Raw genomic sequence first — 23,514 nt, forward strand, 5'->3', positions numbered from 1 at the left:
GACAACCAGACTCTACGCTCCGGAATTCCCGCCCGCCAGAAAGGAAAGGCTGGGCTAACCTGCGGCTTTACCGTCGAATGCGCATACGATCGGGAGGCCGCTCAGATGTCGACCGGGTGATGCTGTGCCCCCTGATGCTCTGGTGACGCGCGCCGGTGGGACACATCCGCAAAGGCCCCGCGCGCTGTGCGGAGCCTCCGGAGGAGAGGCCCCGTATGGCATCCATCGCCTGCATTCCCTCGGTCCCGGCCCCCGGGGACGCCACCGGACTCCGCGAGCGGGCCCGCGGCGCACTGCTGGGCCTGGCGGTCGGCGACGCGCTCGGGGCCCCCGCCGAGAACATGAAGCCCTCGCAGATCCGGGCCCGCTGGGGCCGCATCACGGGCTACGTGGCGGAGAGCCCCGCGGGCACCGACGACACGGAGTACGCGATCTTCTCGGGCCTGCTGCTGTCCCGCCACGGCTCGGCACTGACTCCGGCGGACGTGGAGGCGGCCTGGCACGAGTGGATCGCGGACCGGGACGAGGGCCCGTTCCGAGGCGCCGGCTTCAGCGAACGCGGCACCCTGGAGAACCTCCGCCGAGGCCTGGCCGCCCCCATCTCCGCCCAGCACCGCCACGCCTGGAGCGACGGCCTGGCCATGCGGGCGGCCCCCTTCGGCGTCTTCGCGGCGGGCCGCCCGGCGGAGGCGGCCCGGCTGGTGGCGATCGACGGCTCGGTGAGCCACGACGGCGAGGGCATCTACGGCGGCCAGGCGGTGGCGGCGGGCGTGGCCGCGGCGATGGCCGGCGCCCCCACCATCGCCGTGGTGGCATCGGCACTGGCCGTGATCCCGGACGACTCCTGGACGGCACGCTCACTCCGCCGCGCCGTGGCCGTCGCCCACCGAGGCGAACGAGCGGTCCGCTCCGCGGTCGTGATCGGCGGCTACCCCTGGACCGACCTGGCCCCCGAGGCGGTGGCCCTGGCCTTCGGCGCCTACGCGGCCGCCGACGGCGACTTCGTCGAGGCGGTCCTCACCGCGGTCAACATGGGCCGCGACGCCGACACGACGGCAGCGGTGGCGGGCGCCCTGGCAGGCGCGACCAGGGGCGCCTCCTCGATCCCGGCGGACTGGGCGGTGGCCATCGGCCCGGCGAAGGGCAGCTGCCTCCCGGCGATGGCGGGCCACCACGTACTGGACGTGGCGGACCGCCTGACACAAGCGCTACGAGAATCAGACCCGACCCACACGGAAACACCCTGGCCGCCCCCGGACCCGACGGCCTTCACGCTGGCGGCGGACGAGGAGCCGGGGGCGATCCGATGAGCCCGCATCTTTCAGCCTGTCCGGCGTTTGAGGACGAGGCCCCTTCAGGGCCGACGGGGGTCCAGGGGGCGGAGCCCCCTGGAGGCGGGGTCGAAGGGGCGGCAGCCCCTGGAGGACGGGAACGGGTAGGGGCGGCGGGGGCGACTATGTCCGTCAGCGACCCCGCCACAGGCCCCCGGCGTATCGAAGGCCTCCTCCTAGGACTCGCCGCAGGCGACGCCGCCGGCTGGCCCGCGGCCCGCCACCGAGCCGCCCGCATGCCCGACTGGACCCGCCGCCTCACCCGCGAACTCGACACCTTCGCCGAACAGAACGCCACCACCACCCTCCCCGTCCCCATCGCCCTCAACCAACCCCCGGAACCCCTCCGCCTGGGCCCCTCCGACGACGCCGAATGGGCTGCCTTCGCCGCCGAAGCCCTCCTGCGCGCAGGCGACGACACCGTCCTCAGCGACCTGAGCCGAGCACGCCGTACAAGAGCCGCGATCGACCTCACCTGGAACGCGCTCGCCAGCGAAGTCGCCGCGGCGGCCGACCGCGCCCCGGAGGTCGAGTCCGCCGTACTCCCCCTGCGCGCCCGTATCTCCGTGAGGGCAGGCCTCGGCAACCTCGCCACCGGCCTGCGCCCGCCCGCCACCGGCCACGACAACCCCCACTACTTCGACGACGCGGCCTGCGTCCGCGCCTGCGTCCTCGCGGCGGCCCACCCCGGCAGCCCCCGACTCGCCGCGGATCTGGCCGAGTTCGACGCCCGTTACACCCAGGACGGCGACGGCGTGCACGGCGCGAGAGCGATGGCGGCGGCCGTCTCCCTCGCCCTGACCGGCGCCGACATCCAGGCCTGCACCGCCGCCGCCCTCACCGAACTCCCCCCGGAGACCGAGATCGGCCGCAACGCCCGCCACGCCCTCGCACTGGCCCGCGACGCGGAGAGCGCCTTCGCCCTGATCCCCCTCCTCGAACACCAAATCGTCGACCACGTCTACAGCTACGGCATCGCGGCGGCCGAAACGGTCCCGGTGGCCCTCGCCCTGGCCACCGCGGCGAACGGCCGCATCGCCGAAGCCGTACCGGCGGCGGCCTGTCTCTCCCGGGTCGCCGACTCCGCCCCGGCCCTGACCGGCGCCCTCACCGGCGCTCTGAGCGGCGGACAGGCGATCCCCGCCACCTGGCGGGACGCCTGCCGCACCCTCTCCGGCTGCGCCCTGCCCCGTCTCACCGGCACCGACCTCGTGGAACTCGCCGGACTCCTGGAAGCCACACAACCGCCCCCACCGGGGGGATGATTCGGGCATGACGCCCAAAGCTTCAGAAACCCATATCGAGGACCGAATCACCGGCGCCCTCGTGGGCGCGGCGGTCGGCGACGCCCTGGGCGGCCCGGTGGAGGGCTACTCCCCCGACCAGATCCTCGAACGCCACGCCGGCCGCGTCCACGGCATCGTCGGCCCCTGGAACGGCGACGCCTGGCGCACCGCCCGTCCCATCGCCCCGTACCACAAGGGCGACGGCCACGTCACCGACGACACCTTGATGACGCACGCCCTGATCAGGGTCTACGCCCGGGTCCGCGACCACCTGGACGCGTACGCGATCGCCGACCACCTGGTCCCCGACCTGATGACGAACCCCCGCTGGATCCCGGAGCTCGAACAGGAGGCCCTCCCCCTGCACCGCGTCTTCCTCGCGGAGAAGTGGCTGGCCACGCGGCTCCACTACGGCCATGTCGACCCCCGCGAAGCGGGCGTCGGCAACATCGTCAACTGCGGTGCGGCCATGTACATGGCCCCGGTGGGCCTGGTCAACGCCGCGGACCCACGGACCGCCTACGCCGAGGCCCTGGACATCGCGGGCGCCCACCAGTCGTCGTACGGCCGGGAGGCGGCCGGAGTCTTCGCGGCGGCGGTGGCGGCGGCGTGCCGGCCGAACGCGACCCCGGAGTCGGTCGTCACCGCCTGTCTCTCCCTGGCCAAGGACGGCACCCGGGAAGCGATCAGACGGGTCTGCGAAGTCGCGCACGACCACACGGACTTCGAGTCGGCGCTCACCCCCCTGCGGGAAGCGGTCGCCCCCTACGACACGGTGGGCCCCGACTACCGTGCCCCCTCCCTCGGCGCCCGCCGCCCCTCCCGTCTGCACGCGATCGAGGAACTCCCCGTCGCCCTAGGCATGTTGCTGGTGGCCGGCGGTGACTACCGGCACGCGGTGCTGGGAGCGGTGAACTACGGACGGGACTGCGACTCGATCGCGACGATGACCGGCGCGATCGCCGGCGCCCTCGGTTCACCGCCCCCGGACGACTGGGCGAAGACGGTGTCCGAGGCCAGCCGCCTGGACCTGTGGGAACCCGCGACGACGCTCACCGAGGTGACCCGGGAGATCTTCGAACGGGACGTACGCCGCCGCCGGGCCCACGAGTCGGCCTTCGCCGAGATCGGCGGCCCGAGATGCACCGACTGACCTGGGTCCAGCCGGAGGACCTGCTGGGCCACGAGCTCCGCCAGGCGGCCCTGGACGGCCGCGAGGCAACGGTGATCGCGGCACGGTGGAAGGCGGCGGGCGGCAAGGAGGCCCCGCTGCGAGCGGGAGCGTCCCCCGACCAGCCGTCGAGGTACCTACGACAACTCGCGAGAGACCTGCTGGACGAACTGGCGGACCTGCCCAGCAGGTTGGCGGGCCGGGAGCCGACCGACCTGGAGAAGATCAAGGCCTGCTGCCCGGACTGGCCCGCGCCGGCTCGAGCCGCGGGCAGTCGTGCCCTCGCCCTGGAAGCGGCCTGGCTGGGCCGCGCGGTGGGCTGTCTGCTGGGCAAGCCCGTCGAGAAGCTCCCCCTCGAAGCCATCCGCCAACTGGCCGGATCCACCGGCAACTGGCCCCTGAACACCTACTTCACAGCCCGGGGCGTCCCCGCCGAACTCCTGCGGTCCCACCCCTGGAACCGCCGCTCGGCACCCACCTCCCTCGCCGAGAACATCGACGGCATGCCCGAGGACGACGACCTCAACTACCCCCTCCTCAACCTGCTCCTGCTGCGCCGCCACGGCAGGGCCTTCACCACCCAGGACGTGGCGACCCTCTGGCTCGACGAACTCCCCGCCGGCCGCACCTTCACCGCCGAGCGCATCGCCTACCGCAACCTCCTCCTGGGCCTGGAACCCCCGCACACCGCCCGCCACCGCAACCCCTTCCGCGAATGGATCGGCGCCCTGATCCGGGCCGACGTCCACGGCTGGACCAACCCCGGCGACCCGGCGGCCGCTGCGGAGCAGGCCCACCGGGACGCCACGCTCACCCACACCGCCAACGGCGTCTACGCGGCGATGTTCACGGCGGCCACCATCGCCGGCGCGGCGACCGGCACCCACGACATCCACGCCTGTCTGCGCACCGGCCTGACCGTGATCCCCCCGGCCTCCCGCCTCTCCCAGGCGATCCGGCACGCGATCCGACTCGCGGCGGAGACCGCCGACTTCGACGAGGTCGTGGACGAACTCCACGCCACCTACGCCCACACCCACCACTGGGTCCACGCGATCCCCAACACCGCCCTTATCGCCGCCGCCCTCACCCACGCGGACGGCGACTTCACCGGCTCCATCTGCAAAGCGGTGAGCGGCGGTTGGGACACCGACTCCAACGGTGCCACCGCGGGCAGCATCGCCGCCCTCCTCACCGGCGACCCCGAGCGGCTCCCCGACCGCTGGACCGCCCCCCTCAAGAACCGACTCGCCACCTCCGTCGCCGACTTCGACGGCACCGGCTTCGACGCCCTCGCCCACCTCACCCACGTGGAGGCTTCCCGCCCATGACCCACATCGCCGTACTCGGCAGCACGAACATGGACCTGGTCGCCTACGTCGCGAAGGCCCCGCAGCGCGGAGAGACCGTGACAGGACGGGAGTTCCGTACGATCCCCGGCGGCAAGGGCGCCAACCAGGCCATCGCCGCGGCCCGCGCCGGGGCCACCGTCTCGATGATCGGCGCGGTCGGCAACGACGCCCACGGCACCCAGCTGCGCTCCACCCTCGAACACTCCGGCGTCGACACCGACCATCTGCGCACCATCGAGGGCGCGTCCGGCACCGCCCACATCGTCGTCGACGACGAGGGCGGCAACGCGATCGTCGTGATCCCCGCCGCGAACGGCACCGTCGACCACCTCGCCCCCGGCGACGAGAGCCTCATCGCCGGCGCCGACGCCCTCCTCCTCCAACTGGAGATCCCGCTGGCCGCGGTCGTGGCGGGCGCCGAGGCGGCCCGCGCGCACGGCGTCCGTACGATCCTCACACCCGCCCCCGCCCAGCCGTTGCCCATCGAACTCCTCGCCGCCACCGACCTGTTGGTCCCCAACGAGCACGAGGCGACCACCCTCACTGGCCGCATCGACCCGCGCTCGGCGGCCATCGCCCTGCTCGACGAGGTGCCGGAGGTGGTCGTCACCCTGGGCGACGCGGGCAGCCTGTACATGTCCCGCGACGCCGAACCGCTCACCGTCCCCGCCCCGCGAGTGACCGCCCTCGACTCGACCGGCGCGGGCGACACCTTCGTCGGCGCCCTCGCGGTGGCGCTCGGCGAGGGCCGTCCCATGAAGGAGGCACTGGAGTGGGCGGCCGCGGCGGCGGCCCTCTCGGTCCAGCGGGCCGGCGCCTCGACGTCGATGCCGTACCGCCCGGAGATCGACAAGCAGTTCGCCTCATGAACCGGGCCGCACCCCTCACCGGCCTCCGCGTCCTCGACCTCGCCACCCTCTTCGCCGGCCCCCTGGCCGCCACGATGCTCGGCGACTTCGGCGCGGAGGTCGTCAAGGTCGAGCACCCCACCAAGCCGGACCCCTCCCGCGGCCACGGCCCCGCCAAGGACGGCATCGGCCTGTGGTGGAAGCTCCTCGGCCGCAACAAACGCACCATCACCCTCGACCTCTCCAAGCCGGGCGGCCGCGCCACCCTGCTGCGCCTGGCCGAGACCGCGGACGTCGTCATCGAGAACTTCCGCCCGGGCACCCTGGAGAAGTGGGACCTCGGCTGGGACGAACTCTCCGCCGCCAACCCCCGGCTGGTCCTCGCCCGGGTCACCGCCTTCGGCCAGTTCGGCCCCGCATCCCATCGCCCCGGCTTCGGCACCCTCGCCGAGGCGATGAGCGGCTTCGCCGCGATCACCGGCGAACCCGACGCACCCCCGACCCTCCCGCCCTTCGGCCTCGCCGACTCCATCGCGGGCCTCGCGACGGCGTACGCGGTCATGACGGCCCTCGCCGCGCGGGACCGCACCGGCGAGGGCCAGGTCGTGGACATGGCGATCATCGAACCGATCCTCGCCGTCCTCGGCCCCCAGCCCACCTGGTACGACCAGCTGGGCTACGTCCAGCAGCGCACCGGCAACCGCTCCGCCAACAACGCCCCACGCAACACCTACCGCACCACGGACGGGAGTTGGGTCGCCGTCTCCACCTCGGCCCAGTCGGTCGCCGAGCGCGTCATGCGCCTGGTGGGCCGCGAGGACCTGACCGCCGAGCCGTGGTTCGCCACCGGCGCCGACCGGGCCCGCCACGCCGACGTCCTCGACGAGGCGGTCGGCACCTGGATCGCCGCCCGCACCCGCACCGAGGTCCTGGCGGCCTTCGAGAAGGCGGAGGCGGCGGTCGCCCCCGTCCAGGACGTACGGGACGTGATGACTGACCCCCAGTACGCGGCCCTCGACACGATCACCACCGTCGCCGACCCGGAACTGGGCCCCCTGCGCATGCAGAACGTCCTCTTCCGGCTCTCCGCCACCCCCGGCGGCATCCGCTGGGCGGGGCGCCCGCACGGCGCGGACACGGATGAGGTCCTGACCGAACTCGGCCTGTCGGAGGCCGAGTTGGCGTGCCTGCGCGAGGAGGGCGCGGTATGACGACACCGGTCACCTGGCTGTACGTCCCGGGCGACCGCCCACATGTGGTGGCGAAGGCCCTGACGGCCGGCGCCGACGTCGTGGTGATCGACCTGGAGGACGCGGTCGCCCCCGACCGCAAGGCCTACGCCCGGGACGCCACCGCCGAACTCCTCTCCGAGCCCCGTTCCCACCCGATCCATGTCCGGGTGAACGCCCTGGACACCCCCTTCGCCGCGACCGACCTGAAAGCTCTGGCCGCCCTCCCGGGCCTGGCCGGCCTCCGCCTGCCCAAGGTGATCTCCCCGGAGCAGATCACCGCCGTGGCCGCCACGGGCGTGGTCGCGCTGTACGCCCTCCTGGAGTCGGCACTAGGCATCGAGCACGCCTACGCGATCGCCACCGCCCATCCCGCCCTGCGCGGTATCGCCCTCGGCGAGGCGGACCTCCGCGCCGACCTCGGCGTACGGGACGACAGGGGCCTCGACTGGTCGCGCTCCCGTGTCGTCGTGGCGGCGAGAGCGGCCGGCCTGCCTCCCCCACCCCAGTCGGTCCACCCGGACGTCCGCGACCTCGAAGCCCTCGCGGCCTCCTGCGCCCACGGACGCGCCCTGGGCTTCCTGGGCCGCGCCGCGATCCACCCCCGCCAGCTCCCGGTGATCGAACGGGCCTACCTCCCGACGGAGCGGGAGATCCAGGAGGCCGAAACGGTGGTGAAGGCAGCGGCCGCACAACAGGGCGCCCAGGCCCTCCCGGACGGCAGATTCATCGACGCGGCGGTGGTGTCGGCAGCCCAGCGCACACTCACGCTGGCCCGAAGAGACTGACGCCCGCACACACGACGAGGGCGCCCGGAGATCTCCGGGCGCCCTCGTCGTCGTACGACAGACTGTCAGGTCTTCTTCGCGGACCCGGCCTCGTCCTTGTCCTTGGCCTCGTCCTCGGCTTCGTCCGCTGTCTCGGCCTTGGCCTCGGTGTCTTCCGCGGCGTCGGCGGAGTCGGCGTCCACGGCCTTGCCCTCGTCCGCGGTCTCACCGTCAGGACCGTCGGCGTTCGGCTCGACGACCTCTTCGCGGCCGGGCCGCTTCTTCGCCGACACCACGATGTAGGCCACCGCGAGCAGGAACACGACCAGCGCGGTCCAGTTGTTCAGGCGCAGGCCCAGGATGTGGTGGGCGTCGTCGACGCGGAGGTACTCGATCCAGAACCGGCCCACGCAGTACGCGGCGACGTACAGCGCGAACGCCCGTCCGTGTCCCAGCTTGAAGCGGCGGTCGGCCCAGATGACGAGGAGGGCGACGCCGATGCACCACAGGGACTCGTACAGGAAGGTCGGGTGGTAGTAGCCCGGTACCCGGCCGTCCGTCGAGGACGTGATGTGCAGGGCCCACGGAAGGTCCGTCTCCCGCCCGTAGAGCTCCTGGTTGAACCAGTTGCCCCAGCGTCCGATCCCCTGGGCGAGGGCGATACCGGGGGCGATGGCGTCGGCGTAGGCCGGCAGCGGGATGCCCCGGCGGCGGCAGCCGATCCAGGCGCCCAGCGCACCGAGCGCGATCGCGCCCCAGATGCCGAGACCGCCCTCCCAGATCTTGAAGGCGTCCACCCAGTCACGGCCCGCGCTGAAGTACAGCTCGTAGTCCGTGATCACGTGGTAGAGCCGACCGCCGAGCAGACCGAACGGCACGGCCCAGACAGCGATGTCGGCCACCGTGCCGGCCCGCCCGCCCCGGGCGAGCCAGCGCTTGTTGCCGAGCCAGACGGCAACGAAGACGCCGATGATGATGCAGAACGCATAGCCGCGCAGCGGAATGACGCCGAAGAGGTGGTACACCCCGTGCGACGGACTGGGAATATAGGCAAGTTCCATGGCAGGTCCGACGCTACCGTGCCGGGCGCCGCCCACGGCAGGCAGCCCGGCTACGGGTCCATAACGGGAAGGTCGGAACTCTTACCCCTTGTTCGCCTCCTGCACCTGCTTCTTCAGCTTGGCCGGGGTCATGGTCTGGTCCTGGTAGATGTTCTTGCCGTCGAGGAGGACGGTGGGGGTGCCGCTGAATCCGCCGTTGCGGAAGGCCGCCGCGGACTTGGTGACCCAGCTGTCGTGGGTGCCGTCCTCGACACAGGTGCGGAACGTGGCGGTGTCCAGGCCGTCGACCTTCTTCGCCAGCTCGATGAGCTTGCTGTTCTTCGCGAAGGCGTCGTCGGTTTCCTGCGGCTGGTTCTCGTACAGCACGTCGTGGTACGCCGTGAACTTGCCGGCGTCCTGGGCGCAGGCCGCCGCGTTGGCCGCCTTGCGGGAGCCGGAGCCGCCCATGTTGCCGTCGATGATCGTCGCGAGGTGGTACTCGACCTTGAGCTCGCCGGACGCCGTCAGCTCGTGGATGGTCGAGCGGTAGGCGTCCTCGAAGGACTTGCAGGCCGGGCAGCGGAAGTCCTCCCAGATCGTGAGCGAGGACTTGGCGCTCGCCTTTCCGACCGGGAGGGCCAGGTTGTCGTCGCCGTTGGCCCCCGAGGGCACCACGACCGGGCCCGCGGAGTCGCTGCCGTCGTCCTTGCCCGCGTTGGCGGCGACCACTCCGATCACCGCCGCGAGGCCCAGGACACAGACCACGCTCGCGCCCACGATCAGCGTTCGCCGCCGCTTCTCCGCGGCCTTCTGCTTCTCACGCTCGACCGCCAGCCGCTCGCGGGCGGTGCGCTTTCCCTCACGGTTCTTCTCGCTCACACCCGCAGAACGAACCGGGGAGGCGCAGCGCGCCTCCCCGGTCCCAGGTCCACCCGTTCGAGTGACCTGTACGAAATGTCCGACCTTGCTACGCCTGGCCGCGCACGCCCTTCGCCAGCTCACCCGCGAGCTCACGGACGGCCTCGACGCCGGCCTTGTCGTCCGGCGCGTCCAGCATCCGCTTCACGAACGCCGAGCCGACGATCACACCGTCGGCGAAGCCGGCCACCTCCGCGGCCTGCTGGGCGTTGGAGACCCCGAGCCCGACACAGACGGGCAGGTCGGCGCGGGTGGCACGGGTGCGCTCGACCAGGTCCTGGGCCTGCGCGCCCACCGACTCACGGGTGCCGGTGACGCCCATGAGGGAGGCGGCGTAGACGAAGCCGCTGCCCGCCGCGGTGATCTCGGCGAGCCGCGCGTCCTTGCTGCTGGGCGCGACCACGAAGACCGTGGCGAGCCCGTGCTTCTCGGCGTGCTCCCTCCACAGGGCCGCCTCCTGGACGGGCAGGTCGGGCAGGATGCACCCGGCACCGCCCGCCTCCGCCAGCTCGGCGGTGAAGCGCTCGACGCCGTAGCGGTCGATGGGGTTCCAGTACGTCATGACGAGCACCGGCTTGCCGGTCGCCTCGTGGCTCTCCCGGACCGTGCGCATCACGTCCGCGATCTTGACGCCGCCGCGCAGGGCGATGTCGTCGGCGGTCTGGATGACGGGGCCGTCGAGGACGGGGTCGCTGTGCGGCAGACCGACCTCGACGACATCGGCACCGCCGTCGAAGGCGGCCTTGATCGCCTCGATGCCGCCGTCCACGGTCGGGAACCCGGCCGGGAGGTAGGCGATGAGCGCGGAGCGTCCCTCGGCCCTGGCGGCGGCGAGGGTGTCGGACAGCAGTTGGATGTTGCCGCTCACTTGGCGTCCCCCTCGATCTCCGCGCCGGTGCCGGCCTCGTTCGCCGCGACGGCGGCGTCGGTGTCGTACAGGCCGAAGTAGCGCGCGGCCGTGTCCATGTCCTTGTCGCCGCGGCCGGACAGGTTGACGACGATCAGCCCGTCCTTGCCGAGCTCCTTGCCGACCTCCAGGGCACCGGCCAGCGCGTGGGCGCTCTCGATGGCCGGGATGATGCCCTCGGTGCGGGACAGCAGGCGCAGTGCCTGCATGGCCGCGTCGTCGGTGACCGCGCGGTACTCGGCGCGGCCGCTGTCCTTGAGGTAGGAGTGCTCCGGGCCGATGCCCGGGTAGTCCAGACCGGCCGAGATGGAGTACGGCTCGGTGATCTGGCCCTCCTCGTCCTGAAGGACGTAGGAACGGGAGCCGTGCAGGATGCCGGGCTCGCCCTCGGTCAGGGTCGCCGCGTGCTCGCCGGTCTCCACGCCGTGCCCGGCGGGCTCGCAGCCGATGAGGCGTACGTCGGCGTCCGGGATGAAGGCGTGGAACAGGCCGATGGCGTTGGAGCCGCCGCCGACACAGGCGACGGCCGCGTCGGGGAGCCGGCCGGTCCGCTCCAGGATCTGCCGGCGGGCCTCGACACCGATGACCCGGTGGAAGTCGCGGACCATGGCCGGGAAGGGGTGCGGCCCCGCGACCGTGCCGAAGAGGTAGTGCGTGCGGTCGACGTTGGCGACCCAGTCGCGGAACGCCTCGTTGATCGCGTCCTTCAGTGTGCGGCTGCCGGACTTCACGGCGATGACCTCGGCGCCGAGCATTCGCATCCGGGCCACGTTGAGGGCCTGGCGCTGGGTGTCGATCTCACCCATGTAGATCGTGCACTCGAGGCCGAACAGCGCGCAGGCCGTGGCCGTCGCGACGCCGTGCTGGCCCGCGCCGGTCTCGGCGATGACCCGGGTCTTGCCCATGCGCTTGGTGAGCAGGGCCTGGCCGAGCACGTTGTTGATCTTGTGCGAGCCGGTGTGGTTGAGGTCCTCGCGCTTGAGGAACACCCGGGCGCCACCGGCGTGTTCGGCGAACCTCGGCACCTCGGTGAGGGAGCTGGGGCGGCCGGTGTAGTGGACGAGCAGGTCGTCGAGCTCGCGGGCGAACTCGGGGTCGTGCTTGGCCTTGTCGTACTCGACGGCGACCTCGTCCACGGCGGCGACGAGGGCCTCCGGGATGAACTTGCCGCCGAACGCGCCGAAGTAGCCCTCGGCGCTGGGGACCTGACCCTCGGGGTCGGGGATGAAGAACTCGCTGGGCATGGGTGAACCTCACGGTGAGTGGTGTGTGAACAGCACTGATCGCCGTGGGGGCAGGGATGGTCAGTGGACTGCGGGACCGTTGTGGCTGGTCGCGCAGTTCCCCGCGCCCCTGACGGGGCGCTGCCATCGCATGCCGTTCACCTGCCCGGGTTCGTCCCCGATGACGTAGCGCACACGCCTGCCGTGCACCCTGCGTGCGGGGGCGCGGCAGCCACGGGGGCGGCAGCCACGCGCGAGGCGGGCGTACCTGTCCGTGGGTGTCATGGTGAGCGTCATCGGAACAAGCCTATCGAAAGATCAACTGCGCCCGTGCCGCAGGGCCGGGTGCTCGCCCGCCGCGACCAGGTCGGAGACCGCGGACTTCGGGTCCTTGCCGGTGACCAGGGACTCGCCGACCAGGACCGCGTCGGCGCCGGCGTTGGCGTAGGCGATGAGGTCGTGGGGGCCGCGGACGCCGGACTCGGCGATCTTGACGATGTGGTCCGGGATCTCGGGGGCGACGCGCTCGAAGGTGCCGCGGTCGACCTCGAGGGTCTTGAGGTTGCGGGCGTTGACACCGATGACCTTGGCACCGGCGTCCACCGCGCGCTCGACCTCGTCCTCGTCGTGGACCTCGACGATCGGGGTGAGTCCGATGGACACCGCGCGCTCGATGAGCGACTCCAGGGCGGGCTGGTCGAGGGCCGCCACGATCAGCAGGGCGAGGTCGGCGCCGTACGCGCGGGCCTCCCAGAGCTGGTACGACGTGACGATGAAGTCCTTGCGCAGGACCGGGATGTCCACGCGCGCGCGGACGGCTTCCAGGTCGGCCAGCGAGCCGCCGAAGCGCCGCTGTTCGGTGAGGACGGAGATGACGGCCGCGCCACCCGCCTCGTAGTCCGCGGCGAGCCCGGCCGGGTCGGCGATCGCGGCGAGCGCGCCCTTGGAGGGGCTGGAGCGCTTGACCTCGCAGATGACCTTGACGCCGTCGCCGCGCAGCGCGGCCACCCCGTCCTTGGCGGCGGGAGCCTTCGCAGCGCGCTCCTTGAGCTCGTCGAGGCTGACGCGCGCCTGCCGCTCCGCGAGGTCGGCACGGACTCCGTCGATGATCTCGTCGAGCACACTCACGCGAGCGGCCCCCTTCCAGACGGTTGACAGTTCCAGCGACCAGTGAGAACAGGTGGTCACTTCGATGGTATCCGGAGGAAGGCGTAGGCCTCACATCCGGTTGACGCCGGTCCCACTACCTGGACGTTCGCCAATTGATCAAGGATGCAGCCAGCCACCGAACGGCAGGTTCCGGACAACGGTGAAGACCAGCAGCGATACGCCGACCGTCCAGAGGTGCACGGACCCGAGATCGAGCCGCAGCGGTCGTCCGCGCGCGGTACGCACCACCCAGACGGTCCACAGCACGGCGAACCCCAGATAGCCGAGCACGGCGGGCGCGTTGGCCTGGAGCGCGGTCAGGAAGTCCCCGTGGGCGAAGGCGTGCGCGCTGCGCAGTCCGCCGCAGCCCGGGCAGTACAGGCCGGTGAGACGCAGCAGCGGGCAGACCGGGTAGTGGCCCGGCTCGTTGGGGTCCACGGCGGCGACGTACGCGAAGGCCCCGGCGACGGCCGCGAGGATCCCCGCGGGCACGGCCAGGCGGCCCGCCCGCGCCGCGTACGGCGTCACCCTGTGGCTGTCGGCGTTCACGCCTCGCATTGTGCCCCGCCCGGGCCCGGACGCGCGTGAGGGGCGGCACGGGGCCGCCCCTCGAGAAGTCGTACGCGACTGCCGTACGGCGATCAGCTCTCGGTCTGCGCCGAGGTCACGAGCGCCTTGTGTGCGTCCTTCGGCATACCCAGACCCATCGCGCTCATGATCCAGCCGATGATGCCACCGGCGACCACGATCACCATGCCCGCCCAGAATCCCAGCGGCTCGGCCAGCACCATGAAGGCGCCCGCGACGCAGAAACCGATGAAGGCGATAGTGACACCGGTCCAGGCGGCCGGGGTGTGACCGTGGCTGCTGCCCGCCATGACTTGCTCCTCGTTGCTGTAAACGTGTCTGAGCCGGACGCTCAGCATCCATTGTTCCGCACGCGCGCGGACAAAGTGATCGGGGGTGGTCCAACCAACCTAAGGGGCGCGGGGCTGTATCTGATCTGCGGCTACCGCCGCGCGGGCGCGACAAGCCCCCACCGGCCCGCAGCTTCCACGCGACCGCTACGCCCCTGTGGGGTCTTCCCCTCGATCCAGGGCCTTCCACATCTCCTCGGGCCGGTCAGGATCGACCGCCTTCGGCCTACGGACGGGACGCGGCGCCCCACTCCGCTCATACCGACCGGACATCGCAGGCCACAGCCGCCCGTACCGCAGCGCGAGCAACCCGGCCAGCAGGATCAGCGCCCCGCCGGCCGCGGCGACGTACGGCCACGCGGTGTGGCTCAGCGCAGTCACCGTCGCCGACGCGTCGCCGGAGGCCTTCGCGGCCTGCTCGTCGAGCGCGGAGCTGTCGGACGCGCCGAACAGGGAGGCGGCCACGATCCCCGCGCCGGCGAGCGCGAGCAGCGCGGCGACCGCGAAGCGGCCCGCCCTGCGAACGGCGAAGACGGCGACGAGCGCGGCGAGGCCCACTATGGCGAGGGCCGCGGGGACGCCGGTGACGTCGCTGCCGGTGGCGGTCAGCGGGAAGTCGCCGCCGGCCACCGTGGCGGTGCCCTGGGACCACTGCTGGCGGGTCGCGAGCAGCGCCACGGCGGCGCCGAGCGCGCCGGACAGCAGTGCTACGGCGAGGCTGAGGCGGCCGGCCCTGGCGGGTCCTGCGGCTTCGGAACGGGGGTGCGGTACGGCAGTCACGTACTCCACTATCGCCCGAACCCCGGGCGAACCGTCACCCGGGGTTCGTATGAGAAGCGCCCTATTGCCCGAGTCGGTTCGCCGTGTGCACCGCGCGCAGCACCGCCGCGGCCTTGTTGCGGCACTCGGTGTCCTCGGCGACGGGGTCGGAGTCGGCGACGATGCCGGCGCCCGCCTGGACGTAGGCCGTGCCGTCGCGGAGCAGGGCCGTGCGGATGGCGATGGCCGTGTCGGAGTCGCCCGCGAAGTCGAGGTAGCCGACGCAGCCACCGTACAACCCGCGCCGGGAGGGCTCGAGTTCGTCGATGATCTGCATCGCGCGGGGCTTGGGGGCGCCGGAGAGGGTGCCCGCCGGGAAGCACGCCGTGAGGACGTCGAAGGCGGTGCGGCCCTGGGCGACCTTTCCGGTGACCGTCGAGACGATGTGCATGACGTGGGAGTACCGCTCGACGGACATGAAGTCCACGACCTCGACCGAGCCCGGCTCGCAGACCCGTCCCAGGTCGTTGCGGCCGAGGTCGACGAGCATCAGGTGCTCGGCGCGCTCCTTGGGGTCGGCGAGCAGTTCGTCGGCGAGGGCCTGGTCCTCCTGCGGGGTCGCCCCGCGCCACCGGGTGCCGGCGATGGGGTGGACCATCGCCTGTCCGTCCTCGACCTTGACGAGGGCCTCGGGGGACGAGCCGACGACGTCGAAGCCGTCGAACCGGAAGAGGTACATGTACGGCGACGGGTTCGTGGCCCTGAGGACCCGGTACACGTCCAACGCGCTTGCCGTGCACGGTGTCTCGAAGCGCTGGGAGGGGACGACCTGGAAGGCCTCGCCCGCACGGATGCGCTCCTTGATGTCCTCGACGGCCTCCTGGAAGTCGGGGCCGCCCCACAGCGCGGTGTACTCGGGGAGCTCGGAGGGCGGGAGCACGGCGGGCGGCTGGGCGACCGCGCGCGAGAGGTCCGCCTCCATGGTGTCGAGGCGGGCCACCGCGTCGGCGTAGGCCTCGTCGACGCCGGTGTCGAGGTCGTTGTGGTTGATCGCGTTGGCGATCAGCAGGACCGAGCCCTCCCAGTGGTCCATCACCGCGAGGTCGCTGGTCAGGAGCATGGTCAGCTCGGGCAGCTTCAGGTCGTCCCGCTCGCCGGGGCCGATCTTCTCCAGGCGGCGCACGATGTCGTAGCCGAGGTAGCCGACCATGCCGCCGGTGAAGGGCGGCATGCCCTCCTGGTGCGGGGTGTGGAGGGCCTCGATGGTGGCGCGCAGGGCGGCGAGCGGGTCGCCGTCGACGGGGACGCCGACGGGCGGGGCGCCGACCCAGTGGGCCTGGCCGTCGCGCGCGGTGAGGGTCGCGGCGGAGCGCACGCCCACGAAGGAGTAGCGGGACCAGGAGCGGCCGTTCTCCGCGGACTCCAGCAGGAAGGTGCCGGGGCGCTCGGCGGCGAGCTTGCGGTAGAGCGCGACCGGGGTGTCGCCGTCGGCGAGGAGCTTGCGGGTGACCGGGATGACACGCCGGTCGGTGGCGAGCTTGCGGAAGGTCTCGAGGTCCATGGCGGCTGACCTTACTGATCCGAGGCGGGTACGCCGGAATCGGCGGCGCCCTGGTCGGTGCCGGCGCCGTCCTTGAGCAGTACGTCGGCGTCGAAGCAGGTACGCGCTCCGGTGTGGCAGGCGGCGCCGACCTGGTCGACCTTGACCAGCAGGGTGTCGGCGTCGCAGTCCAGCGCGACCGACCTGACCCACTGGAAGTGGCCGGAGGTGTCGCCCTTGACCCAGTACTCCCTGCGGCTGCGCGACCAGTAGGTGCAGCGGCCGGTGGTGAGCGTGCGGTGCAGCGCCTCGTCGTCCATCCAGCCGAGCATCAGCACCTCACCGGTGTCGTACTGCTGGGCGATGGCGGGGACGAGCCCGTCGGCGCTGCGCTTGAGGCGCGCTGCGATCTCCGGGGCGAGGCTGCTGGGCGGGGGCGTGCTGGTCATGGGTGCCATTGTGCCGCGCGCCACTGACAGCTCAGGGGTGGCGTCCACTGTGCGGACCTTCGGCGCGGTCGTAGGCTGACGGCATGTCGACTTTCGCCAAGCGTGAACGACTTCTGCTCGCCGACCTCCTGGAGACCGCCGGTCCCGAGGCCCCCACCCTGTGCGAGGGCTGGCAGACCCGGGACCTCGCCGCGCACGTGGTGGTGCGCGAGCGCCGCCCCGACGCCTCAGCGGGCCTGCTCATCAAGCAGCTCGCCGCCCGCCTGGACAAGGCGATGGAGGAGTTCGCGGCCAAGCCGTACGAGGAACTGATCCAGCTGATCCGTACCGGCCCGCCGCGCTTCTCGCCGTTCCAGCTCAAGCAGATCGACGAGGCGTCCAACACGATCGAGTTCTACGTCCACACCGAGGACGTCCGCCGTGCCCAGCCCGACTGGACCCCACGCGAGCTCGACCCGGTCTTCCAGGACGCCCTGTGGACCCGCCTGGAACGCACCGCCCGCCTCATGGGTCGGGGCACCCCCACCGGCCTCGTCCTGCGCCGCCCTGACGGCCAGACAGCGGTCGCCCACCGGGGCACCCCGGTCGTCACGGCCACCGGCGAGCCCTCCGAGCTGCTGCTCTTCCTCTACGGCCGGCAGAACGCCGCCACCGTGGAACTGGACGGCGACAAGGACGCGATCGCCAAGCTGCACGAGGCCAAGGAACTGGGCCTCTGAACGACTGAACAAGATCGACTGCGCTCATGGGTAAGCCCCGACCACCAGGTGCCCGGGGCTTACCTCATCGCTCGTGAACCGTCACCGCACCGGGTGCCCGGCCCCGCGCAGCGCGTCCTTCACCTGGCCGATGCGCAGGTCTCCGAAGTGGAACACCGACGCGGCGAGCACCGCGTCCGCGCCCGCCTCGACGGCCGGGGGGAAGTCGGCGAGTCGGCCGGCGCCGCCGGAGGCGATGACGGGGACCGTCACGTGCTTGCGTACGGCCTGGATCATCTCGATGTCGTAGCCGTCCTTCGTGCCGTCCGCGTCCATCGAGTTGAGCAGGATCTCGCCCGCGCCCAGCTCGGCGGCCCGGTGCGCCCACTCGACGGCGTCGATGCCGGTGCCCTTGCGGCCGCCGTGGGTGGTGACCTCGAAGGAGCTCTCCGAGCCACTGCGGGAAGGGGTGCGGCGCGCGTCCACCGACAGGACCAGCACCTGGCGGCCGAAGCGCTCGGCGATCTCGCGGATCAGGTCGGGGCGGGTGATCGCGGCGGTGTTGACGCCGACCTTGTCCGCGCCCGCCCGCAGCAGCTTGTCCACGTCCTCGGCGGTGCGGACGCCACCGCCGACCGTCAGCGGGATGAAGACCTGCTCGGCGGTGCGGCGCACCACGTCGTAGGTCGTCTCGCGGTTGCCCGACGAGGCGGTGATGTCCAGGAACGTGAGCTCGTCGGCGCCTTCGGCGTCGTAGACCTTGGCCATCTCGACGGGGTCGCCCGCGTCGCGCAGGTTCTGGAAGTTGACGCCCTTGACGACCCGGCCGTTGTCCACGTCCAGGCAGGGGATGACTCGTACGGCGAGGGTCATGCGGTCACTCCGTGTTCTCCGCCGGGGCGGAACGCCTCCACCTCGACCTCGACGACCAGACCGGGGTCCACGAAGCCGGAGACGATGATCATGGATGCGGCGGGCCGGACGGCGTCGAACAGCTCCTTGTGAGCGCGTCCGACCTCCTCCACGTCCCGGGCATGGGTGAGGTACAGGCGCGTCCGCACGACATGCTCCGGGCCGAGCCCCAGCTGCTCCAGCGCGCCGAACGCGACCTTGAAGGCGTTGACCGTCTGCTCGTACGGACCGCCCCCGACGATCTCGCCGTCCACGGTCGACGTGCAGCCGGAGACCAGCACCAGGCCGCTGGGCAGTTCCACCGCGCGGGAGTAGCCGAAGGCCTCCTCCCAGGGCGTGCCGTTCGAGACGCGTCGCAGCTCGCTCACCTGGCCACCGCCTCCAGGGCCTCTTCCAGGGTGAAGGCCTTCGCGTACAGGGCCTTGCCGACGATGGAGCCCTCGACGCCGAGGGGTACCAGCTCGGCGATCGCGCGCAGGTCGTCTAGGGAGGACACACCGCCCGACGCGACGACCGGCCGGTCCGTCACCGCGCAGACGTTGCGCAGCAGCTCCAGGTTCGGGCCCTGGAGGGTGCCGTCCTTGGCGATGTCGGTGACGACGTACCGCGCGCAGCCCTCCTTGTCGAGGCGCTCCAGCGTCTCGTAGAGGTCGCCGCCGTCGCGGGTCCAGCCGCGGCCCTTCAGGGTCGTACCGCGTACGTCCAGGCCGACCGCGATCTTGTCGCCGTGCTCGGCGATGATCCTGGCGACCCACTCCGGGGTCTCCAGGGCGGCCGTGCCGAGGTTCACCCGGGTGCAGCCGGTGGCCAGGGCCGCCGCCAGCGAGGCGTCGTCCCGGATGCCGCCGGACAGCTCCACCTTGATGTCCATCGCCTCGGTGACCTGGCGGACCAGGTCCCGGTTGTCGCCGGTGCCGAACGCGGCGTCCAGGTCGACCAGGTGCAGCCACTCGGCGCCCGCCGACTGCCAGGCGAGGGCGGCCTCCAGGGGGGAGCCGTAGGAGGTCTCCGTGCCGGACTCGCCGTGCACGAGGCGGACGGCCTGGCCGTCGCGGACGTCGACGGCGGGGAGGAGTTCGAGCTGGGAAGGCATCAGAGGGTTCCGATCCAGTTGTTCAGCAGCTGCGCACCGGCGTCGCCGGACTTCTCGGGGTGGAACTGCGTGGCCCACAGGGCGCCGTTCTCCACGGCGGCCACGAAGGGCTTGCCGTGCGTCGACCAGGTGACCTGGGGGGCCCTCATCGCCGGGTTGGCGGTTTCCAGGGTCCAGTCGTGGACGGCGTAGGAGTGCACGAAGTAGAAGCGGGCGTCCGCGTCCAGGCCGGCGAACAGCTCGGAGCCGGCCGGCGCGTCCACGGTGTTCCAGCCCATGTGCGGCACGATGTCGGCCTGGAGGGGCTCGACCGAGCCGGGCCACTCGTCGAGGCCCTCGGTCTCCACGCCGTGCTCGATGCCGCGCGCGAAGAGGATCTGCATGCCGACGCAGATGCCCATGACCGGGCGCCCGCCGGACAGCCGGCGGCCGATGATCCAGTCGCCGCGTGCCTCCTTGAGGCCGTTCATACAGGCGGCGAAGGCGCCGACGCCCGGCACCAGCAGCCCGTCGGCGTTCATGGCCTTGTCGAAGTCACGCGTTATCTCGACCTCGGCCCCGGTACGCGCGAGGGCGCGCTCGGCGGACCTCACATTGCCGAAGCCGTAGTCGAAGACGACGACCTTCTTGGCGGTGGACGCGCTCAATTCCACACCTCCAGCCTCAGGACACCGGCGACGAGACACATCGCGGCGCCGATGGACAGCAGCACGATGAGCTGCTTCGGCATCCCCTGCTTGACGAAGGAGTAGATCCCGCCGACCAGGAAGAGGCCGACGACGATCAGGACGGTCGACAGGCCGTTCACAGCGCGCCCTTCGTGGAGGGGAGGATGCCCGCCGCGCGCGGGTCGCGCTCGCTCGCGTACCTGAGCGCCCGGGCCAGCGCCTTGAACTGGCACTCCACGATGTGGTGCGCGTTACGGCCGTAGGGCACGTGCACGTGCAGCGCGATCTGGGCCTGGGCGACGAAGGACTCCAGGATGTGCCGGGTCATCGTGGTGTCGTACTCGCCGATCATCGGCGCCATCTTCTCGGGCTCGGTGTGCACGAGGTACGGCCGGCCCGACAGGTCGACCGTCACCTGGGCGAGGGACTCGTCCAGCGGGACCGTGCAGTTGCCGAAGCGGTAGATGCCGACCTTGTCGCCGAGCGCCTGCTTGAAGGCGGCGCCGAGGGCGAGGGCGGTGTCCTCGATGGTGTGGTGCGAGTCGATGTGCAGGTCGCCCTCGGTCTTCACCGTGAGGTCGAACAGGCCGTGCCGGCCGAGCTGGTCGAGCATGTGGTCGTAGAAGCCGACGCCTGTCGACACATCGACCTTGCCACTGCCGTCGAGATCGATCTCGACGAGCACGGAGGTCTCCTTCGTGACTCGCTCCACACGTCCAACGCGGCTCATGCGCTCTGCTCCTTCTTGATGTCACGGACCGCGTCCAGGAACGCGTCGTTCTCTTCGGGGGTCCCGGCGGTGACCCGCAGCCAGCCCGGCACCCCGTTGTCCCGGACCAGGACACCCCGGTCGAGGATCTTCTGCCATACGGCGTGGGAGTCGTCGAACCGCCCGAACTGCACGAAGTTGGCGTCCGACGCCGTGACCTCGTACCCGATCGCCAGCAGCTCGGTGACCAGCCGGTCCCGCTCCGACTTCAGCTGCTCGACGTACTTCAGCAGGGTGTCGGTGTGCTCCAGGGCGGCCAGGGCGGTCGCCTGGGTGATCGCCGACAGGTGGTAGGGCAGCCGTACGAGCTGTACGGCGTCCACGACCGCGGGGTGCGCGGCGAGGTAGCCGAGGCGCAGCCCTGCCGCGCCGAAGGCCTTCGACATCGTCCGGGAGACGACGAGGTTCGGCCGGCCTTCGATCAGCGGCAGCAGCGAGGCGCCGTGGCTGAACTCGATGTACGCCTCGTCCACCACGACCAGCGAGGGCTTGGCGGCCTGCGCGGCCTCGTACAGCGCGAGGACCGTCTCGGCCGGGACCGCCGTGCCGGTGGGGTTGTTGGGCGTGGTGACGAAGACGACGTCCGGCCGGTGCTCGGCGATCGCCTTCTCGGCGGCGGCGAGGTCGATGGTGAAGTCCTCGTTGCGCGGACCGGAGATCCAGCCCGTGCCCGTGCCGCGCGAGATGAGCCCGTGCATGGAGTACGACGGCTCGAAGCCGATCGCCGTACGGCCCGGTCCGCCGAAGGTCTGGAGCAGCTGCTGAAGGACCTCGTTGGAGCCGTTCGCGGCCCACACGTTGGCGAGCCCGACCTCGTGGCCGGAGGTGTCCGTCAGGTACTTCGCGAGCCGGGTGCGCAGCTCGACGGCGTCCCGGTCCGGGTAGCGGTTGAGGTTCCGGGCGGCCTCCCGGACCCGCTCGGCGATGCGCTCGACCAGCGGCTCGGGCAGCGGATAGGGGTTCTCGTTGGTGTTCAGCCGTACGGGCACGTCCAACTGGGGCGCGCCGTAGGGGGACTTGCCGCGCAGCTCGTCCCGTACGGGGAGATCGTCGATGCCGGTCACTTGCTCTCAGGTACCTTCCAACCGAACCGAGCCTTGATCGCCGCGCCGTGCGCGGGCAGGTCCTCCGCCTCCGCCAGCGTGACCACGTGATGCGCGACGTCCGCCAGCGCGTCCTGCGTGTAGTCGACGATGTGGATGCCCCGCAGGAAGGACTGCACGGAGAGCCCGGAGGAGTGGCAGGCGCAGCCGCCGGTGGGCAGCACGTGGTTGGACCCGGCGGCGTAGTCGCCGAGGGACACGGGCGCCCAGGGGCCGATGAAGATCGCGCCGGCGTTGCGGACCCGCTCGGCGACCGCGCCGGCGTCGGCCGTCTGGATCTCCAGGTGCTCGGCGCCGTAGGCGTTGACGACCCGCAGCCCCTCGTCGACGCCGTCGACCAGGACGATCGCGGACTGCCGGCCCGCGAGCGCGGGGCGGATCCGGTCCTCGATGTGCTTGCTGGCCGCGACCTGCGGCTCCAGCTCCTTCTCGACCGCGTCCGCGAGCGCCACGGAGTCGGTGACCAGCACGGCCGCCGCGAGGGGGTCGTGCTCGGCCTGGCTGATCAGGTCGGAGGCGACGTGCACCGGGTTGGCGGTGTCGTCCGCGAGGATCGCGATCTCGGTCGGGCCGGCCTCGGCGTCGATGCCGATTTTGCCGGTGAAGTAGCGCTTGGCGGCGGCGACCCAGATGTTGCCGGGGCCGGTGACCATGTCGGTGGGCGGGCAGGACTCGGTGCCGTAGGCGAACATCGCGACGGCGGTCGCGCCACCGGCGGCGTACACCTCGTCGACGCCGAGCAGCGCGCACGCGGCGAGGATCGTCGGGTGCGGCAGTCCGCCGAACTCGGCCTGCGCCGGGGAGGCGAGGGCGAGGGACGGGACGCCGGCCTCCTGGGCCGGGACCACGTTCATGATCACGGACGACGGGTAGACGGCCCGCCCGCCGGGCGCGTACAGCCCGACGCGGTCGACGGGGACCCACTTCTCGGTGACCGAGCCGCCGGGCACGACCTGGGTCGTGTGGGTGCTGCGGCGCTGCTCGCGGTGGACGAGACGCGCGCGCCGGATGGACTCCTCGAGGGCCGCGCGGACGGCCGGGTCGAGCTCCTCGAGCGCCCTGGCGATCGCCTCCGCCGGGACCCGTACGGATTCCAGCCGCACTCCGTCGAACTTCTCCGCGAAGTCGATCAGCGCCGCGTCGCCCCGATGATGCACGGCCTCGCAGATCGGACGCACCTTCTCCAGGGCGGCCGAGACGTCGAAGTCGGCTCGGGGCAGCAGGTCGCGCAGGGCGGGGCCCTCGGGGAGGGCGTCGCCGCGCAGATCGATTCGGGAGATCACGACAACAATTCTCTCAGACCGCGGTTGGGCGTCGTTCGGGCATTCCAGTGGCTGATACGCGGCCTGGTACGCAACCCGGAAGATCTCCTTCACGTCCTGTGC

At 71.9% G+C, this 23,514-nt stretch carries 27 protein-coding genes; 8 read left to right on the forward strand and 19 right to left on the reverse strand.

Annotated elements, in window-relative coordinates; translation table 11 throughout:
• The first annotated feature begins 215 nt into the window (after positions 1–215).
• Genes ABKA17_RS34070 through ABKA17_RS34100 form a run of 7 tightly spaced genes read left to right on the forward strand, consistent with a single transcriptional unit; the run spans position 216 to position 8,005 of the window.
• Complete coding sequence (locus tag ABKA17_RS34070) at positions 216–1,310, forward strand: ADP-ribosylglycohydrolase family protein (RefSeq protein ID WP_353696182.1); 1,095 nt, start codon at positions 216–218, stop codon at positions 1,308–1,310.
• The gene (locus tag ABKA17_RS34075; RefSeq protein ID WP_353696183.1) at positions 1,307–2,596 is read left to right on the forward strand and encodes an ADP-ribosylglycohydrolase family protein; all 1,290 of its coding nucleotides are present in this window, start codon (positions 1,307–1,309) and stop codon (positions 2,594–2,596) included. Before ABKA17_RS34070 ends, ABKA17_RS34075 begins: the two co-directional genes overlap by 4 nt.
• A gap of 7 nt (positions 2,597–2,603) precedes the next feature.
• Entirely contained in the window at positions 2,604–3,770 is a 1,167-nt protein-coding gene (locus ABKA17_RS34080; protein WP_353696184.1) for an ADP-ribosylglycohydrolase family protein, read from the forward strand.
• A complete protein-coding gene (locus ABKA17_RS34085; RefSeq protein WP_353696185.1) occupies positions 3,758–5,119 on the forward strand; it encodes an ADP-ribosylglycohydrolase family protein in 1,362 nt (453 codons plus the stop codon). The genes ABKA17_RS34080 and ABKA17_RS34085 overlap by 13 nt, the downstream gene beginning before the upstream one ends.
• Positions 5,116–6,009, forward strand: coding sequence for a ribokinase (rbsK, locus tag ABKA17_RS34090; RefSeq protein ID WP_353696186.1), 894 nt, complete (start codon positions 5,116–5,118; stop codon positions 6,007–6,009). The genes ABKA17_RS34085 and rbsK overlap by 4 nt, the downstream gene beginning before the upstream one ends.
• Positions 6,006–7,199 (forward strand): CaiB/BaiF CoA transferase family protein, encoded by a 1,194-nt coding sequence (locus ABKA17_RS34095; RefSeq protein WP_353696187.1) that lies wholly within the window; start codon positions 6,006–6,008, stop codon positions 7,197–7,199. The genes rbsK and ABKA17_RS34095 overlap by 4 nt, the downstream gene beginning before the upstream one ends.
• Positions 7,196–8,005 carry an HpcH/HpaI aldolase/citrate lyase family protein gene (locus ABKA17_RS34100; RefSeq protein ID WP_353696188.1) on the forward strand — a complete coding sequence of 270 codons (810 nt, stop codon included), beginning with the start codon at positions 7,196–7,198 and terminating at the stop codon, positions 8,003–8,005. The genes ABKA17_RS34095 and ABKA17_RS34100 overlap by 4 nt, the downstream gene beginning before the upstream one ends.
• Before the next feature lie 65 nt (positions 8,006–8,070).
• On the opposite strand, the gene lgt is transcribed toward ABKA17_RS34100, so the two are convergent.
• The 11 genes from lgt to hisI all read right to left on the reverse strand — a co-directional run bounded on the left by lgt (position 8,071) and on the right by hisI (position 16,886).
• The gene (lgt, locus tag ABKA17_RS34105) at positions 8,071–9,045 is read right to left on the reverse strand and encodes a prolipoprotein diacylglyceryl transferase (protein ID WP_353696189.1); all 975 of its coding nucleotides are present in this window, start codon (positions 9,043–9,045) and stop codon (positions 8,071–8,073) included.
• 81 nt (positions 9,046–9,126) lie between these two features.
• Positions 9,127–9,903, reverse strand: a complete 777-nt coding sequence (locus tag ABKA17_RS34110; protein ID WP_353696190.1) for a DsbA family protein — start codon at positions 9,901–9,903, stop codon at positions 9,127–9,129.
• A gap of 88 nt (positions 9,904–9,991) precedes the next feature.
• Positions 9,992–10,810, reverse strand: coding sequence for a tryptophan synthase subunit alpha (gene trpA / locus ABKA17_RS34115; protein WP_353696191.1), 819 nt, complete (start codon positions 10,808–10,810; stop codon positions 9,992–9,994).
• Positions 10,807–12,093, reverse strand: a complete 1,287-nt coding sequence (gene trpB / locus ABKA17_RS34120; RefSeq protein WP_353696192.1) for a tryptophan synthase subunit beta — start codon at positions 12,091–12,093, stop codon at positions 10,807–10,809. Before trpB ends, trpA begins: the two co-directional genes overlap by 4 nt.
• A 60-nt stretch (positions 12,094–12,153) precedes the next feature.
• Positions 12,154–12,369: a tryptophan biosynthesis modulator TrpM gene (gene trpM, locus ABKA17_RS47990; protein ID WP_502994454.1), complete on the reverse strand. Its 216-nt coding sequence runs from the start codon at positions 12,367–12,369 to the stop codon at positions 12,154–12,156.
• 21 nt (positions 12,370–12,390) lie between these two features.
• Positions 12,391–13,200: an indole-3-glycerol phosphate synthase TrpC gene (trpC, locus tag ABKA17_RS34125; protein ID WP_266828420.1), complete on the reverse strand. Its 810-nt coding sequence runs from the start codon at positions 13,198–13,200 to the stop codon at positions 12,391–12,393.
• Positions 13,201–13,338: 138 nt separating this feature from the next.
• On the reverse strand, positions 13,339–13,779 hold the full coding sequence (locus ABKA17_RS34130) for a DUF2752 domain-containing protein (RefSeq protein WP_353696193.1): 441 nt from the start codon (positions 13,777–13,779) through the stop codon (positions 13,339–13,341).
• 83 nt (positions 13,780–13,862) lie between these two features.
• A complete protein-coding gene (locus tag ABKA17_RS34135) occupies positions 13,863–14,099 on the reverse strand; it encodes an HGxxPAAW family protein (protein WP_046261892.1) in 237 nt (78 codons plus the stop codon).
• 186 nt (positions 14,100–14,285) lie between these two features.
• On the reverse strand, positions 14,286–14,927 hold the full coding sequence (locus ABKA17_RS34140) for a TIGR02234 family membrane protein (RefSeq protein ID WP_353696194.1): 642 nt from the start codon (positions 14,925–14,927) through the stop codon (positions 14,286–14,288).
• Positions 14,928–14,979: 52 nt separating this feature from the next.
• Complete coding sequence (locus ABKA17_RS34145) at positions 14,980–16,458, reverse strand: anthranilate synthase component I (protein ID WP_353696195.1); 1,479 nt, start codon at positions 16,456–16,458, stop codon at positions 14,980–14,982.
• Between the two features lie 11 nt (positions 16,459–16,469).
• Positions 16,470–16,886: a phosphoribosyl-AMP cyclohydrolase gene (hisI, locus tag ABKA17_RS34150; protein ID WP_353696196.1), complete on the reverse strand. Its 417-nt coding sequence runs from the start codon at positions 16,884–16,886 to the stop codon at positions 16,470–16,472.
• 83 nt (positions 16,887–16,969) lie between these two features.
• On the opposite strand from hisI, the gene ABKA17_RS34155 reads away from it, so the two are divergent.
• Positions 16,970–17,605 (forward strand): TIGR03085 family metal-binding protein, encoded by a 636-nt coding sequence (locus ABKA17_RS34155; RefSeq protein WP_353696197.1) that lies wholly within the window; start codon positions 16,970–16,972, stop codon positions 17,603–17,605.
• Between the two features lie 81 nt (positions 17,606–17,686).
• On the opposite strand, the gene hisF is transcribed toward ABKA17_RS34155, so the two are convergent.
• Genes hisF through hisD form a run of 8 tightly spaced genes read right to left on the reverse strand, consistent with a single transcriptional unit; the run spans position 17,687 to position 23,412 of the window.
• Positions 17,687–18,457 carry an imidazole glycerol phosphate synthase subunit HisF gene (gene hisF, locus ABKA17_RS34160; protein WP_353696198.1) on the reverse strand — a complete coding sequence of 257 codons (771 nt, stop codon included), beginning with the start codon at positions 18,455–18,457 and terminating at the stop codon, positions 17,687–17,689.
• Complete coding sequence (locus ABKA17_RS34165) at positions 18,454–18,864, reverse strand: RidA family protein (protein WP_353696199.1); 411 nt, start codon at positions 18,862–18,864, stop codon at positions 18,454–18,456. Before ABKA17_RS34165 ends, hisF begins: the two co-directional genes overlap by 4 nt.
• Positions 18,861–19,589 carry a bifunctional 1-(5-phosphoribosyl)-5-((5-phosphoribosylamino)methylideneamino)imidazole-4-carboxamide isomerase/phosphoribosylanthranilate isomerase PriA gene (gene priA, locus ABKA17_RS34170; RefSeq protein ID WP_353696200.1) on the reverse strand — a complete coding sequence of 243 codons (729 nt, stop codon included), beginning with the start codon at positions 19,587–19,589 and terminating at the stop codon, positions 18,861–18,863. The genes ABKA17_RS34165 and priA overlap by 4 nt, the downstream gene beginning before the upstream one ends.
• Entirely contained in the window at positions 19,589–20,236 is a 648-nt protein-coding gene (gene hisH, locus ABKA17_RS34175) for an imidazole glycerol phosphate synthase subunit HisH (protein WP_353696201.1), read from the reverse strand. The genes priA and hisH overlap by 1 nt, the downstream gene beginning before the upstream one ends.
• Positions 20,233–20,397 carry a CG2302 family histidine operon protein gene (locus ABKA17_RS34180; RefSeq protein ID WP_266828395.1) on the reverse strand — a complete coding sequence of 55 codons (165 nt, stop codon included), beginning with the start codon at positions 20,395–20,397 and terminating at the stop codon, positions 20,233–20,235. The genes hisH and ABKA17_RS34180 overlap by 4 nt, the downstream gene beginning before the upstream one ends.
• Positions 20,394–20,987, reverse strand: a complete 594-nt coding sequence (gene hisB / locus ABKA17_RS34185; RefSeq protein WP_020137489.1) for an imidazoleglycerol-phosphate dehydratase HisB — start codon at positions 20,985–20,987, stop codon at positions 20,394–20,396. The genes ABKA17_RS34180 and hisB overlap by 4 nt, the downstream gene beginning before the upstream one ends.
• Positions 20,984–22,090 carry a histidinol-phosphate transaminase gene (locus ABKA17_RS34190; RefSeq protein ID WP_353696202.1) on the reverse strand — a complete coding sequence of 369 codons (1,107 nt, stop codon included), beginning with the start codon at positions 22,088–22,090 and terminating at the stop codon, positions 20,984–20,986. Before ABKA17_RS34190 ends, hisB begins: the two co-directional genes overlap by 4 nt.
• A complete protein-coding gene (hisD, locus tag ABKA17_RS34195) occupies positions 22,087–23,412 on the reverse strand; it encodes a histidinol dehydrogenase (protein WP_353696203.1) in 1,326 nt (441 codons plus the stop codon). Before hisD ends, ABKA17_RS34190 begins: the two co-directional genes overlap by 4 nt.
• Positions 23,413–23,514: the final 102 nt, after the last annotated feature.

Source organism: Streptomyces sp. RG80, from assembly GCF_040446465.1.
Classification (GTDB): domain Bacteria; phylum Actinomycetota; class Actinomycetes; order Streptomycetales; family Streptomycetaceae; genus Streptomyces.